This is a genomic window from Microbispora cellulosiformans (genome assembly GCF_008728085.1).
Classification (GTDB): domain Bacteria; phylum Actinomycetota; class Actinomycetes; order Streptosporangiales; family Streptosporangiaceae; genus Microbispora; species Microbispora amethystogenes.
Window position 1 is genome coordinate 25,535 of the sequence record NZ_VYTZ01000011.1, and the last position, 14,541, is coordinate 40,075.

The 14,541-nt window shown below is 69.9% G+C and carries 12 protein-coding genes; 4 read left to right on the top strand and 8 right to left on the bottom strand.

Translation table 11 applies throughout. The features are described from left to right. Positions 1 to 5 precede the first annotated feature (5 nt). Positions 6 to 437 (bottom strand): SRPBCC family protein, encoded by a 432-nt coding sequence (locus F5972_RS26950; protein WP_117408109.1) that lies wholly within the window; start codon positions 435 to 437, stop codon positions 6 to 8. A 647-nt stretch (positions 438 to 1,084) separates the two neighbouring features. After that, positions 1,085 to 1,606, bottom strand: a complete 522-nt coding sequence (locus tag F5972_RS26955) for a flavin reductase family protein (RefSeq protein ID WP_150937419.1) — start codon at positions 1,604 to 1,606, stop codon at positions 1,085 to 1,087. A gap of 242 nt (positions 1,607 to 1,848) precedes the next feature. Here F5972_RS26955 and F5972_RS26960 point away from each other — a divergent pair, with 242 nt between their 5' ends. Continuing rightward, positions 1,849 to 2,529, top strand: coding sequence for a 4'-phosphopantetheinyl transferase family protein (locus tag F5972_RS26960; protein ID WP_150937161.1), 681 nt, complete (start codon positions 1,849 to 1,851; stop codon positions 2,527 to 2,529). Between the two features lie 5 nt (positions 2,530 to 2,534). On the opposite strand, the gene F5972_RS26965 is transcribed toward F5972_RS26960, so the two are convergent. After that, positions 2,535 to 3,188, bottom strand: a complete 654-nt coding sequence (locus F5972_RS26965) for a hypothetical protein (protein WP_150937164.1) — start codon at positions 3,186 to 3,188, stop codon at positions 2,535 to 2,537. 429 nt (positions 3,189 to 3,617) lie between these two features. On the opposite strand from F5972_RS26965, the gene F5972_RS26970 reads away from it, so the two are divergent. Next, complete coding sequence (locus F5972_RS26970) at positions 3,618 to 4,394, top strand: FadR/GntR family transcriptional regulator (protein WP_225311924.1); 777 nt, start codon at positions 3,618 to 3,620, stop codon at positions 4,392 to 4,394. 969 nt (positions 4,395 to 5,363) lie between these two features. Continuing rightward, entirely contained in the window at positions 5,364 to 7,754 is a 2,391-nt protein-coding gene (locus F5972_RS26975) for a ricin-type beta-trefoil lectin domain protein (RefSeq protein WP_150937168.1), read from the top strand. A gap of 144 nt (positions 7,755 to 7,898) precedes the next feature. On the opposite strand, the gene F5972_RS26980 is transcribed toward F5972_RS26975, so the two are convergent. From F5972_RS26980 to F5972_RS26995, 4 genes are all read right to left on the bottom strand, one after another. Next, on the bottom strand, positions 7,899 to 9,614 hold the full coding sequence (locus tag F5972_RS26980) for an amylo-alpha-1,6-glucosidase (protein WP_150937170.1): 1,716 nt from the start codon (positions 9,612 to 9,614) through the stop codon (positions 7,899 to 7,901). 52 nt (positions 9,615 to 9,666) lie between these two features. Continuing rightward, positions 9,667 to 10,485: a carbohydrate ABC transporter permease gene (locus F5972_RS26985; protein ID WP_150937172.1), complete on the bottom strand. Its 819-nt coding sequence runs from the start codon at positions 10,483 to 10,485 to the stop codon at positions 9,667 to 9,669. Further along, positions 10,485 to 11,438 (bottom strand): carbohydrate ABC transporter permease, encoded by a 954-nt coding sequence (locus F5972_RS26990; protein ID WP_225311926.1) that lies wholly within the window; start codon positions 11,436 to 11,438, stop codon positions 10,485 to 10,487. Before F5972_RS26990 ends, F5972_RS26985 begins: the two co-directional genes overlap by 1 nt. 107 nt (positions 11,439 to 11,545) lie before the next feature. Further along, positions 11,546 to 12,838 carry a sugar ABC transporter substrate-binding protein gene (locus F5972_RS26995; RefSeq protein ID WP_150937176.1) on the bottom strand — a complete coding sequence of 431 codons (1,293 nt, stop codon included), beginning with the start codon at positions 12,836 to 12,838 and terminating at the stop codon, positions 11,546 to 11,548. 196 nt (positions 12,839 to 13,034) lie between these two features. Between F5972_RS26995 and F5972_RS27000 the strand changes: the two genes are divergently transcribed. Next, positions 13,035 to 14,066: a LacI family DNA-binding transcriptional regulator gene (locus F5972_RS27000; protein WP_150937178.1), complete on the top strand. Its 1,032-nt coding sequence runs from the start codon at positions 13,035 to 13,037 to the stop codon at positions 14,064 to 14,066. On the opposite strand, the gene F5972_RS27005 is transcribed toward F5972_RS27000, so the two are convergent. Next, entirely contained in the window at positions 14,063 to 14,458 is a 396-nt protein-coding gene (locus F5972_RS27005; protein WP_150937180.1) for a peptidase inhibitor family I36 protein, read from the bottom strand. The two genes, F5972_RS27000 and F5972_RS27005, sit on opposite strands and share 4 nt — an antisense overlap. Positions 14,459 to 14,541 lie beyond the last annotated feature (83 nt).

Sequence of the window (14,541 nt, forward strand, 5' to 3'; positions counted from 1 at the left end):
CGGCTTCAGACGCTCGCCGCTCGGCGCTGGGCCTCCTGCTCCAGCGCCGCGAAGGTGTGGTGCATGTCGCGTGCCATGCCCTTGGCCCAGAACAGCTTGAAGACCGGCGTGAACCAGCCGGTCAGCTGGACCCGGCGGGTCACCCTGACCTGGCCGGCGCCGATCTGCTCATAGGTGTTGGTGATCGCCATGGCCCCGCCGGGCATCGGCGACTCGGTCGAGTACTCCTTGCCGGGGATGACCGCGACCACCTTGAACGGGCCTCCGGGGGCGCCGCGCGGCTTGGTCCAGCCCTCCGCGCCCGGCACGAAGTCGCCCTCGAAGCGCGACACGTCGACGTGCGGGTCCCAGCTCGCCCACGAGGCCGGGTCCGACACGGTCTCCCAGACTGAGGCGATGTCGCCGGTGATGGTGGCTGACTCCGTAAGGCTCAGCATGAGGTACCTCTTCACTCATCAGGGTTCTTCGGGTGAGCTGGCCGTCGACCACGGCGGCGAACGCTCATTTGCTGATTCATTGAATCGGGATGCAACCCCGAACCGCCAGAGGATTCGCCCCCTATCATTGGCTTAGCAGGGATAGGGGTCTATTGTCCTTTTCAAGGGGAAACGCCCTGTGCGGCGCCCGGGGGAAAATCGCCCGCATAATGGGGTTAATAGCGGGAGTGTGCGCGATATTCATCGCCGGCCACTCCATGCCCTCCGCCTGACACCGGCCAGGACCGCCGGCAGCCGTCGGCTCGCTCGAAGGACGCCCGGCAGTGCCGAGAGCGCCGGCTCGCTTGCAGGACGGCCGGGGCCGGAGCGCCACCCCCGAGGCGCTCTCCCCCGCGCGGCCGTCGCGCCGCGGTCCTTGCTCGCGCGGCCCCTGTACGCGCTGTCGTGACGTGGCGGCCGTGCGTGCGGCCGTTGGGCCGTGCGTGCGGCCGTTGTTCAGGGTGCCGGGACGCCGATCGCCCTGACGGCCGTCGCCGGGCAGGGTACGGCGTGGTGGTTCCAGACCCGATGACGGGCCTGGTGCCGAGCCCGATGACCGGCCTGGTGACGGGCGCGGCGGTGCGCCGCGTGGACGGGAGGCCGGTGACTCACACCGGGTTGCGGACCACTCCGGTCTCCCTGGCCGGCAGGGCGAAGTCACGCTGGTACCACAGCAGCGGGGTGCCGCCGACGTTCAGTCGCGTCGCCACCATCGACCCGACCAGCAGGTCGTGGTCCCCCACCGCGAGGGTGCCGCTCGACACGCAGCGGAAGGCCGCCTTCGCGTCGAGCAGGCAGGGCAGGTCGGAGTCGGGCCAGTAGCCCAGCTCGCCGCCCGCGAAGCGGTCGGCGCCGTGGGTGGCGAAGGTCCTCGCCAGGTCGCGGTGCTGCTCGCCCAGGACGTTCACCACGAACTCGCGGCAGGAGGTGATGGCCGCGTGACAGCTCGATCGGCGGTCCACGCCGACCAGCAGCAGCGGCGGCTCAAGGGATCCAGACGTGACGGAACTGGCAGTGAAACCCCAGCGACGCCCATTCTCGTCCACTGTCGTGACGATTGTGAGCGGTGCCACGAGTTCCGCCATCGCCTGGCGAAAGGCGCCTGCGTCTATAAGTGATTCCACTTGCATTGTCACGATTTGAGTTTCACATCATGCCATCGTCGGGCACATCCCCTGCTGACCCCTAACACCGACCGGAATTCGGTCGCAGGCGGGCGCGGGGAGCCCACGGCGGCAACGATGGCGGCGATCCGGCGGCCGGACAACCCCTACCGGGACCACCCCTGACAGACCCTGCAGATGCGCCCGCCGTGCCCCAAGATGGACCTCCGACGCTTTCTCCCGCGGCGCCGGCCCGCTTAACTGGCACCATGAACGAACCTGCGGCGATCAGGAGCATCCTGCCGCCCGAAGTGGTGGCGGTCGACACCTTTCACGACGCCCATGACGGGATGCTCTTCGCGGCGGAGGAGAAGGCCGTGAGCCGATCCGTGGACAAGCGCCGCAACGAATTCACCACCGCGCGCATCTGCGCACGCCGGGCGATGAAGCTGCTCGGCGTGCCCGAACAGCCCATCCTGCGGGGCGATCAGGGCGAGCCGAAGTGGCCGGCGGGCCTGGTCGGCAGCATCACCCACTGCGCCGGCTACCGGGGAGCCGTTCTCGCCCCCCGTGGTGACATCGTCACCCTGGGCATCGACGCCGAGCCCGACGACGCCCTGACGAACGGCGTGCTCGAGGCGATCTCCCTGCCCGAGGAACGCCTGGCCCTGCAGAAGCTGACCCGCAAGCATCCCGGTGTCGCGTGGGACCGGCTGCTGTTCTCGGCCAAGGAAGCGGTCTACAAGGCGTGGTTCCCGCTGACGAAGCGCTGGCTCGACTTCGAGGACGCGATGGTGACCATCGACCCCGACAACGGCCGCTTCACCGCCGCGCTGAAGGTGAAGGGGCCGTACGTCTCGGGGGCTCAGCTCACCGGCTTCTCCGGGCGCTGGATCGCCACCAACGGCCTGCTCCTGGCCGCCATCGTCGTGCCCGCCCAGTCCCGCTGAGCGGATCAGGGGCCGCAGGCGACCGTCACGTCGGCGGTCCCGAAGACGTACTCGTCGGGGTTGTACCAGGAGGCGGCGCCCACCCTGCCGGCCGTCGTCGCACCATAGGAGAGGAACCAGCCCGGGTGGTTCTCGCGGGCCTCCAGCGCGGTCGGATAGTTGCTGGGGCAACTGACCTGGAGGTTGCCGTACGAGAGGCCTCTGACGTAGACGCTCTGCTTGAACTCGGGCCGGGGAAGCCCCGCGGGCTTCATGTTGGAGCACGTGAGCGTCAGCGTGACCGTGACGACGACCGGTCCGTATTTGGCCTCCTCCTGGAAGGTCTGGGAGTTGAAGAAGTTGACCTTCGCCATCTGCGCGCTGCCGTCGGGGACGGACTGCCAGAACTCGCTGAAGTGTGTGTACGACTGGTCTTCGGCCTCCCCGGTCTTCGCCGAGGCCGTGGCGCTGGTGATGTACGGGGTCGTCGACGGGCACTTCACCAGCGTGTACTTCGCCATCTGAGCGTTCGCCGCGGAGAGGTTCGACACCGTGGCCGTCACCTCGCCGGCGGCCGCGGCGAATGCCGGAGCGGCCGGGCTCAGCAGCCCCGCGGCCGTCAGCCCCGCCACCGTCAGAGCGGTGGCCACGCCCGCGCGAGCGGTTCTCGTCGTCATCATCGTTCCCTTTCCTGCACATGTCCGCGCCACGAGGGCCCGGTGAGCGGCGCGAACGCGCTGTTCACCGGTCTCGGCGCCTTGTCCCGATCACCGTAGGGACGCAGGCTTGAGTGGGAGTTCGCCGCGGCTTTACATGCGCTTAACACCCGGCTGAGAGGCCCTGCTCCGACGGCACGGTCAGGCACGCCGAGGCGCGGCAGACCCGTCCGCGCGCGGGCGCCGGGATTCGCTCCATGGCGGACAGAAGCTTGGGACGTCTTCGCCGGAGTGCTCGGATGAATGTCTCACTCCGGCGGCGTCGCCGGCATGCCTTATGTTCAGGCCGACTCCCGGTTCGCCGCACTTATCGCATGCGGCCGCCCACCCTCCGCGTGTCCCTCCCCGGGAAATGAGTCATGCTTCTACCAGCGATCACAAGGAGGGAGCGCCGTGACCGACACCCCACGTGAGGGCGGATACCGGCCGGGCTACGAGGTGGCCGCGGAGCAGGTGCTGGAGTTGATCGCCCGGCTGGGCCTGCGTCCGGGCGACCGCATGCCGACGGAGAACGACCTGGCCGGGCAGCTGGGCACCAGCCGCACCGTCGTGCGCGAGGCGGTGAAGATCCTGTCCGCGCTCGGCCGGGTGCGCGCCCAGAAGGGCCGGGGCCTGTACGTCGCCGACGACGAGGGGATGCTCGGCGCCGGGCGGCTGGCGTCGTTCTTCCTGCCCACCGACCTCGACCACGTCTACATGCTGTTCGAGTTCCGCCGGGCCCAGGAGATGGAGACCAGCCGGCTGGCCGCCCGCCGCGCCACCCCCGCCGAGCTCAGAGCGGTCGAGGAGGCCGCCGCCGTGTGCCGCCACGGCTTCGAGACCGGGCGCGAGGACCTGTTCAACGAGGGCGACGACGCCTTCCACACCGCCATCGCCACGGCCTCGCACAACATGTTCCTCCAGATCGCCGTACGCGAGGCGAGGCGGCTCCAGGCCCAGTCCAGCATGATCGGGATGCACGGCTCGGTCGGCGGGCACGCCGCCAAGGCCGTCGAGGAACACGACGCCATCTACCAGGCGATCCGCGCCGGAGACCCGGCGGCCGCGGCCCATGCCGCCGCCGCGCACGTGGACAACACCCTGGACGACTACCGCAGGGAGATCCAGCATCGGCTCTTCTCCCCGGCCGAGCGGCCCGGCCCGGCGGTCAGCACGGGCTGGCCCGGGTGAGCGGGGCCGGTACGGGCGACGCGGCTCAGGGCTGACCGGTCGGCACGGGGTCGCTCCATAGGCACTCCGGTGCGTCACACGACTGAGTCGCGGAGTCTGACTCCTCGTCCTGGCAACTCGTCGTGACGGTGGTGGTGGGTGAGGCAGAGCAAATATCACGTGCCCGGAGCCCGTCAAGTAGGGCCCGGGCGGTCCCTCCCGCGCGCGACCCCACCTGCTCCTACGGGGCGACGATGGCCTCGTCCGGAGAGCCCGGCGTGAAAGTTTCACGCTGAACGGGTCACGGTCAGCCCGCCGCGACGATCTTCCGCTGCTGGTTCGTGCTGCGGCTGTCGGCGTACCGGTCCAGGCTGGGCCGCCGCCGGTGCGGCCCATGCCGTAGTCCGCGACGTACGACTTGCTCGATGCGCTGTGGTCGATGATGTCCTACTGGATGTCGTACTTGCTCCCGGGGCCCACCGGGCCGCCCCACGGCGGTCACCACACCTCGGCCGATACCAGGGCCGACGGAAGCCTGAACATCCGACCACTCCTGTCCTGCGATTGTCGCGGCGGAGCGAATACGACACCGGGAAGCCTGTCAAGAGCCCGCACTGTGGCCTTCCTGGCGGTTCCTCCACGCCTCCGGTGCGGCCCGTCCGCGCTCCCCTGAGGCTGGTCACGCCTCCCGTGAGGCCGAACAGTATGAAACATTCATCCGTGATGTGTCGGCATTCGGCCGGGTGACCAGGGCCTCAGGGATCCGATGACGAGTCGGAAACCGGGGGCTTGACGGACCGTTAGGTTCCGCCGATAACTGGTGTCCAGACCCTCCGAGGCCGGCTCTCCCCGGGCCAGACCTCGCGGTCCGACCATCACGCCGGGCCCGGGACACACTCCCGGACCTCCCCGCGGTGGCCGCAGGCGTCAATTGCTTCATGACAGCAATTGTTAACGCTAACATTGCGAGCCCAGAAGGAAGGACCCCCTATGAGCAGGCGAAAAGAGCCCCCGGTGCGCGGCGTCATGAGCGTCGTGGTCGCGCTCCTGGCGGTCGCGATGTCCCTGGTGGCCGTCGCCCCGGCGCGGGCGGCCGTCGGGATCACGATCAACGGCGGTTCCGGCGGGCGCACGTTCGACGGTGTCGGCGCGATCAGCGGCGGCGGGGGCAACAGCCGCCTGCTGGTCGACTACCCCGAGCCGCAGCGCACCCAGATCCTCGACTACCTGTTCAAGCCCGGGTACGGCGCGTCGATGCAGATCCTCAAGGTCGAGATCGGCGGCGACACCAACTCCACCGACGGCGCCGAGCCGAGTCACCGGCACACCTCCGGCGACATCGACTGCAACCGCGGCTACGAGTGGTGGCTGATGGAGCAGGCCAAGGCCCGCAACCCCAACATCAAACTGGTCGGCCTCGCCTGGGGCGCCCCCGGCTGGCTCGGCAACGGCAACTTCTGGTCGCAGGACACGATCAACTACCTGGTCGACTGGCTGGGCTGCGCGAAGAACAGCCACAACCTGACCATCGACTACCTGGGCGGCTGGAACGAGAAGGGCCGCGACACGAACTGGTACGTCAACCTCAACTCGGCCCTGGACTCCCGCGGCTACGGCAACGTGAAGATCATCGCCGATGACAACTTCGGCTGGGGCATGGCCGACGACGCGGTGAACAACAGCGCCTTCCGCAACGCGGTCGACGTGTACGGATCGCACTATGTCTGCGGCTACCGGGGCGCCCAGCAGAACTGTCCCAGCTCCACCAACGCGATCAACTCCGGCAAGGCGCTGTGGGCCAGTGAGAACGGGTCCGACGACTACAACGACGGGGCCAAGGCGCTGGCCCGGGGCATCAACCGCGACTACATCGACGGCAAGATGACCGCCTACATCAACTGGCCGGTGATCGCCGCGATCACCCCGAACCTGCCCTTCGCCACGATGGGCGTGGCGGTCGCGCCGCAGCCCTGGTCCGGTTACTACGCCATCGGCAAGAACGCCTGGGTGATGGCACAGACCACCCAGTTCACCGCGCCGGGCTGGAAGTACCTCGACTCCTCCAGCGGCTACATCGGCGGCAACCGGGGCAACGGCAGCTACGTGTCGCTGAAGTCGACCAACAACACCGACTACAGCACGATCATCGAGACGATGGACGCCACCTCCGCCCAGACGCTGAACTTCACCGTCACCGGTGGGCTGTCCACGGGCCAGGTGCACGTGTGGGCGACCAACCTGAACTCCGGCAACTCCGCCGACTACCTGGTCCACACCGCCGACCTCACCCCCTCCGGCGGGGCGTTCTCCCTGACCGTCCAGCCCGGGTACGTGTACTCGATCACCACGACGACCGGGCAGGGCAAGGGCACCGCGACCAGCCCGGCCCGGGGCACGATGGCCCTGCCCTACTCCGACGGCTTCGACTCCTACGCGGTGGGCCGGGAGGCGAAGTACCTGATGGACATGCAGGGCTCGTTCGAGGTCGTGGGCTGCGGCGGCGGCCGGTCGGGGCGGTGCGTGCGCCAGATGGCCCCGCGCCAGCCGATCCTGTGGACCGGCGGCTCCCACCCCTACGCCCTGCTGGGTGACCTGGCCTGGAGCAACTACACGATCTCCACCGACGTCCTGCTGGAGCAGAGTGGCTATGTCGAGATCATCGGCCGGGCCGGCGCCCAGCACTCCTTCGGCCCGGAAGGGCTGAACGCCTACTACCTGCGGGTGACCGACGGCGGCGCCTGGCAGATCATCCGTAACAACGTCGACAACGCGATGACGACGGTCCGCAGCGGCACCGTCAGCGGCCTCGGTACCGGCCGCTGGCACACCCTGGCCCTGACCTTCTCCGGCAGCACCATCACCGCGAGCATCGACGGCACACAGGTCGGTTCGGTCACCGACGGCACCTGGGGCGCGGGCCAGGCCGGCATCGGCACCAGCACGACCGAGACCGCGCAGTTCGACAACCTGTCGATCACCCCGGGCCAGGGCGGCGGCACCGGCAACGGCAACCTGCTGCGCGGCCTGGCGAGCGGCCGGTGTGTGGACGTGCCGAACCAGTCGCAGACCAACGGCACCCAGGTGGCGCTGTGGGACTGCAACGGCGGCACGAACCAGCAGTGGACCTACACCTCCGGTAAGCAGCTTCAGGTGTACGGCAGCAAGTGCCTGGAAGCGGGCACCTCCACCGGCGCCGCGGCCGTCATCAACGGCTGCTCCGGCGGGGCCGCCCAGCAGTGGAACCTCAACGCCGACGGCACCGTCACCGGCGTCCAGTCCGGCCTGTGCCTGGACGCCAACGGCGGCGGAACCGCCAACGGCACGAAGATCATCGTCTGGTCCTGCAACGGCGGCGCGAACCAGCAGTGGAGCCGCAACTGACCCTGCCCGGTCGCCCGTCCCGGCGGTCCACCGCCGGGACCCGGCCGCTCCCCGCTCCCCCGCCCGGCCGTGCTCCGGGCGGGGGCCAGGCGCCTCCCGGGCCGCTCCTCCGCAGGTCGAAGCGTTTCGACGAGCGGCGTGCCGTCACCGGGTGTCCGGCGCCTCACTCTCCCGGCGTACGCAGGCCGCGGCGAGGATGAGATAGGCGCCGGCCGTCCAGGTATAGGCGCGGTCGCGGAGGCCGGCGCCGCTGCGGGCGTCGAAGTTCTCCGCGAACCCCGACTTCTCGCACAGCATCCGGAACCGGGCGCTGATCTCGTCGGCCTGCTCCGCGTATCCGGCGCGGCGCAGGCCGTCCTCGATCAGCACGGTGGAGGGCGCCCAGATCGGCCCGCGCCAGTAGCCGTCGTCCTGGTAGTGCGGGGAGGAGGGCGGCTCGGTGGCGAGCCCGAACTCGGTCAGGTGCGCCTCGATGCCCGCGGCGAGCGCCGAGCGGACCGGTTCCGGCAGCTCGTCGCCGAGCACGATCGGCATCAGGTCGAGCAGGCTGGAGCTGGACCAGGTGCGCCCCGACAGGGCGCCCCGCGCGACGAACCGCTCACCGTCCCACAACTCCGTGAGCAGCGCCTCGCGCATCCGGTCGGCCTCCCGGCTCCAGGCCGCCGCCTCGTCCGTACGGCCGAGCCGGTCGGCGAGCCGGGCCAGCTCGCGCATCTGCAGCACCAGGAAGGCGGCCAGGTCGGCGGTCTCGACGACGCGCTCGGGGTCGAACGTGGTGGCGTTGTCCCAGCCGCTGTCGTTGCCGTGCTGGTAGTGGGCGAGCGGGCGGCCCGGCGCGCGCCGCTTCGTCAGCCAGAAGCCGGTCCACCGCTCCAGCAGCCGGTACGTCTCCAGCTCCTCTCCCTGCGAGGGCAGGCGGCGCAGCGCCCAGCCGTGGATCGGCGGCTTGACGAAGTTGTAGAGGATTTCGGAGTGAGTGACGGAGTCGGGCAGCGCGCCCGTGGCGTCCTGGTGGTCGAAGGGCACCCGGAACTGGTCCCACGCCAGCTCCGGCAGGCCGTCGGCGAGCGCCAGGGCGTTGAAGCAGTGGTCCCAGCTCCAGACCTTGTCCATCCAGTGCTTGGACATCAGCACGGCGGAGCGCGTGACGAACCCGGCCGGGCGCACCGTGGCCGACCACAGGACGTACGCCGCGAGCTCGGCGGCGGGGGTGCGGTCGCTCCGCCAGGGCGCGACCGCCTCGGTGAACGCGTCGAAATCGGCCCGGGCCGCCGCGACCACCTGGTCGAAGTCGCTCACGGCGGCATAGGGGGCGCGGGCGGTCTCGTACTCCTCGACGGCGATCTCCCACGGCTCGCCGTCGCCGGGCAGCACGACACCGCGCTCGGCCGTGCCGAGCGCTTGCGCGCCCGCCGGCTCGGCCCGCCCGGCCAGCAGGGTGATCCGGTAGCGGCGCCCGGTCTGGTAGACCGTGAAGACCCACGAGCCGTCGCAGGGATCCTGGTAGAAGTACGGCCCGCTGAACGGCGTCAGGACCGGGTCGGCCGCCTGGAGGTGCAGCCCCAGGCCGTCCCCGCGCAGCCGTACGGTGTCGGCGCTCTCGTACGCGAGGTCGATCCGGCCGGTGTCGCAGGTCCAGGTGAGCAGCTGCGGCGCGGCGGTGACCACGGTCTCCGCGCGGTCGCCCGCCACGACCGGCACCAGCCGCAGGATCGGGTGCATGCCGGTCTGGTGCGACACGAGATGGACGTCCCGCGCGTAGTTCTTCTCCCCGATCACCGGTGAGAAGCCGAACCAGGATCCGCGGAAGCTGAACGGGATCTCCTGCGGGGAGAACACCGGGCCTGCGGCGACGGTCATGAAGACGATGTCCCTTCTGTCCTGAAGAGGGCCGGTCCTGAAGAGAGCCGGGTCAGTGCTTCACCGCGCCGGCGGTGACTCCGGCGGCGACGTAGCGCTGCGCGACGACGAGGAGCACGGTGGCGGGGATCGAGGCGATCACGGCGGTGGCCATGATGGCGTTCCACTGCTGGTTGTTGTTGCCGATGTAGTGGTAGATGCCGAGGGTGATGGGCTGGTGGTCGCCGCCCTGGTCGAGGGTGCTCGCGAAGACGAAGTCCGACCAGGCCCACAGGAAGGCGAACAGCGACACCGTGATGACGGCGTTGCGGCTGACCGGCAGCACGACCGACCAGAACGTGCGGGTGGCCCCCGCGCCGTCCACGCGGGCCGCCTGCAGCAGTTCCTCGGGGATGCCGGACATGAACGTCGTCAGCACCAGCACCGCGAACGGCACCGCCAGCGTGGAGTCGGCCACGATCAGCCCGGGGAGCGTGTTGAGGAGACCGGTGCTGAGGAAGATGGCGTAGAACCCCATCGCCATGATGATCCCGGGGATCATCTGCGCGATCAGCAGCGCGAACGTCAGCGCCCCGCCGCCGCGCGGCCGGAGCTTCGCCAGCGAGTAGGCCGCGGGCGCCGCGACCAGCAGGGTCAGCGCGACCGTGCCGAGCCCCACGACCAGGCTGGTCGCGAGGTACGGCAGCTGCCGGTCGAGCACCTCGTGGTAGCCCTCCAGCGTCCCGTTCACGGGGAACCAGTTCGGCGGCGACTTGCGCATGTCCTGGTCACGGGTGAAGGAGACGTTGATCATCCAGTAGACCGGGAACAGCATCAGGCCGGTGAGCACCAGCCCGAGCGCGGTCTTCGCCGGACTGCGGGAGCCCCTCATCAGAAGGCCTGCCTTCGCTGGAGACGGATGTAGACCAGCCCGAACACCAGGGCCATGACGATCAGCAGGTTGCCGACGGCGGCGCCGGGCCCGAACGCCGGCAGCAGGTTGCCGAACCCCAGCCGGTACGACCAGGTCGCGAACGTGGTGGACGACCCGCTCGGCCCGCCCCTGGTCATGATCCAGATGATGTCGAACACCTTGAGCGTGTAGACGAGCCCGAGCAGCAGCGTGATCGCCGAGACCGGCCGCAGCAGCGGGAACGTCACCCGCCAGAACCGCTGCGAGCCGTTCGCGCCGTCCAGTTCGGCCGCCTCGTAGATCACCGGGTCGATGGCCTGCAGGCCGGAGTACAGCACGACCAGGTTGAACGGGATGCCGATCCAGATGTTGGCGATGACGACCGACCACAGCGACCAGTCCGGCGAGGTCAGCCAGTGGACCGGAGCCGCGCCGAACGCGCCGAGGACGGCGTTGACCACCCCGGAGTCGCTGTTGAGCATCCACGACCAGGTCGAGGACGACACGATCAGCGGCAGCAGCCACGGCACCAGGAACAGCGCCCGCAGTGTGGCCGACAGCCGGAAGTTCCGGTGGAAGAACATCGCCAGCGCGAGCCCGATCGTGAACTGGAAGGCCAGCGACACCACGGTGAACACCACCGTGTGCCAGAGCGCCGGACCGAACGTCGGGTCCGCCACGACCTTCGCGTAGTTGGCCGTCCCGGTGAACGGCGCGTCGCCCCGTACGAACGACCGCACGGTGTAGTCGCGCAGGCTCAGGTCGAGGTTGCGGTAGAGCGGGTAGGCGTAGAAGACCGCCAGGTAGACGACGACCGGGGCGAGGAAGGCCCACGCCGCCCACTGCCGGGACGGGGGCCGCGCCATCGCCCGGCGGCCCCGCCCCGCGGCCGGGGCGCGCGCGGCGGCGGGCGGCGCGGGCGCCTGTGTCACGTGATTCATGCTGTCCTTCGTCCGACGGGAGGCCGCGGGAGGATCTTGGACAAGGGGCCCCGGGGCGCCGATCCCCGGGGCCTGTCCATCGCCCCCGCGGCTGGCTCCTACTGCGTGGCGCTCGCCGCGGCGGTCTGGGCCTCGGCCATCGCCTGCTGCGGGCTCTTCGAGCCGCTCAGCGCGGCCTGCACCGCGTTCCACATCGGCTCGGAGATCTTCGGATACTTGGTGCCGAGGTCGTCGCTGGTGCGGCCCTTGGCCGCCTTGACCGCCTCCACCCACACCTTCAGGCCGGCGTTCTGCTCCACCTGCTTGGCCTGCACCTCCTCGGTGGGCGCGATGTACGACAGCGTCGTCGTCGTGCTGAGGGAGTTGTCCGTGCTGGTGAGGCAGGCCACCAGCTTCTGGGAGACGGCGTAGCGGGCGGTGTCCTGCTGCACCGGGATGCTCACGAACTCACCGCCGGTCGGGGCGGGCGCGGTGCCGCCGTCCTTCGCGGGAACGGGGATGATGCCGTACTCGAACCCGGCCTTCTCGGCGTTGGCGAGCTGCCAGGTGCCGTTCTCGGCGAAGGCGAAGTCGCCGCCGGCGAACTCCTGCCAGCTGGTCGTCTGGGTGTTGTTGATCACCGAGTTGGGGGCGTACCCCTTCTTCAGCCAGTCGGTCCACAGCGCGACCGCCGAGACGCCCTCGGGCGAGTCGAGCTTGGTGAGCTGCGCGCCCGAACCCCAGAACCAGGGCAGGAACTGGAAGCTGCCCTCCTCGGTGCCGATCGCGGAGAACGTGATCCCCTTCTTGCCCGCGGCCTTGACCTTCTCCAGGGCGGCGGTCAGCGAGGCCCAGTCCTTGACCGACGCGACGTCCACGCCGGCCTTCTTCAGCACCCCCTTGTTGTAGTAGAGGGCGAGGGTGTTGGCCCCGATCGGGACGCCGTAGGTCTTGCCCCCGCTCTGCCCGGCCGCGAGCAGGTTCGGCGCGATGGCGGAGGTGTCGAGCTTGTTCTCCTCGGTGCTGGTGAGGACCCCGGCCTCGGCCAGCGTGGAGACCACCGGGTTGTCGACGATGAGCACGTCGGGCGCGTTGCCCTGCTGCGCGGCGAGCAGCGTCTTGTTGGTCAGGTCGGTGGTGTCGTACGCGGTGCGCTCCACCGTGACGCCCGCCTGGGTGCCGCACGATTCGAGCAGCTTGACCCAGTCGGAGCTCTTGTCGTGCTGCGGGTAGGGGTCCCAGATCGTGTACGCCCCGCCACCGGCGGCCTGGCTACTGGACGCCTGGGCGCCCGCGCCGGTCGAGTCGCCGGACGATGTGCCGGACGAGGAGCATCCGGCGAGCCCGGACGCGACCGCCAGGGCCGCTATAGCCAGACCGGCCAGGTGCCGGCCCGGTGCCGCTGATCTCATGATCGTAACCTCCGCTGACGCGCGTTACGCGGCTGTTTCGTTGGATATCGAATCGGTTCGCATGAACATAGGCCTACATATCGCCGACGTCAATGGATACCGCCGAATCCACCCGCCTGATGGCAGGCTCATCGGTTCGACCTAGGATGGACGCGGTCGGTCGGATCAGCGGTTGGCAGGATCAAAGGGGGCGCCGGTGAACATCGGGGAGATCGCCAGACGGTCGGGCGTGGCGCGCAGCACCGTCTCCTACGCCCTGAGCGGCAAACGCCCGGTGGCCGAGGAGACCCGCCGCCGCATCCAGGCGGTCATCGACGAGCTGGGCTACCAGCCGAACGCCACCGCAAAGGCGCTCAAGGAGGGCAGGACCCGGACCCTCGGCCTCGTCATCCCCCCGGCCAGCCGGCGCCTGACCGACCTGCAGCTCGGCTTCGTCGCCAGCGTCGTCGACGCCGCCGCCCGCGCCGACCTCGACGTCCTGCTGTCGCCGTCCGGCGGGGAGCACGACCGTTCCTTCGAACGGGTGGTCAGCGGCAGGCGGGTGGACGGCGTCATCCTGATGGAGATACGGCTGGAGGACGACCGGGTCGCCCGCCTGCGGCGGAGCAGGCTGCCGTTCGTCGGCATCGGCCACACGAGCCGCCCCGACGAGATGTCCTGGGTGGACGTCGACTACGAGACCCTGATCTCCGGATGCGTGCACCACCTGGCCGATCTCGGCCACCGCCGGATCGCGCTGGTGAACCGGTCCGCCGAACTGGTGGCCGCCGGATACGGCCCCGCCCATCGGGCCCAGGCCGGTTTCACCCGCGCCGCGGCCGAACGCGGCGTGGAAGGCGTGGAGGTGTGCTGCGCCGACGACGCCCGCGCCGGGCAGTCCTGCGTCGAGCGGCTACTCGCCGATGATCCCGGCCTCACCGCCATCGCGACCATCAACGAGGCCGCGATGCCCGGCATGTTCCGCGCGATCGAGCGGGCGGGCCTGGCGGTGCCCGGCGACTTCTCCATCACCGGCGTCGCCGCGCGCCTGTGGGCCGAGAGCCTGCACCCGCCGCTCACCGCCGCCGACATGCCCGCCGACGAGCTCGGCGCGCACGCCGTCGAGATGCTCATCCAGCGCATCGCCGAGCCCGCCACCCCCCACCGTCATCTCCTCGTCGCGCCGCCCGTCTCCCTACGCGGCACGACCGGCCCCGTACGCCCCCGGAAGCCGGGCGACCAGGTCTAGGAGAAGGTCGGATAACCGTCGCAGTTGTAGCTGTTCAGCAGCTGGACCGACGAGATCTTGTCGTTGAACTTCCACTGCGGCGCCCCGAGGACGTCCACCTTCTCCCACGGGCGGATGCAGTAGCGGCGGTCCCGGAAGTCCCTGTCGTCGTAGACGACCCAGGCGAGCCAGGTGTTGTTCACGATCGAGCTCGCCCGGTCGGAGAACCCGATGCTCCCGTTCGAGTACGTGAAGACGCGGTGCTCGCCCTCGTACCAGGAGTCGTCGTAGAGGTAGAGCCCCGCCCACTCGCCCGGCTTGAGTTCGGCGTGCGCGGCGGGTGCGGCGGTGATCGTGCCGGCGACGGCGGCGGCCGCCGCCAGGCAGGTGATCGTCCTGGTCAGTCTCGACATGGTCTTCTCCCAGACAGTCGTCGTTGTCGTGTCTGGGAAGAGCATGCCGATCACCGTTTGGCCGCCACTTGGACGGCTCTTGG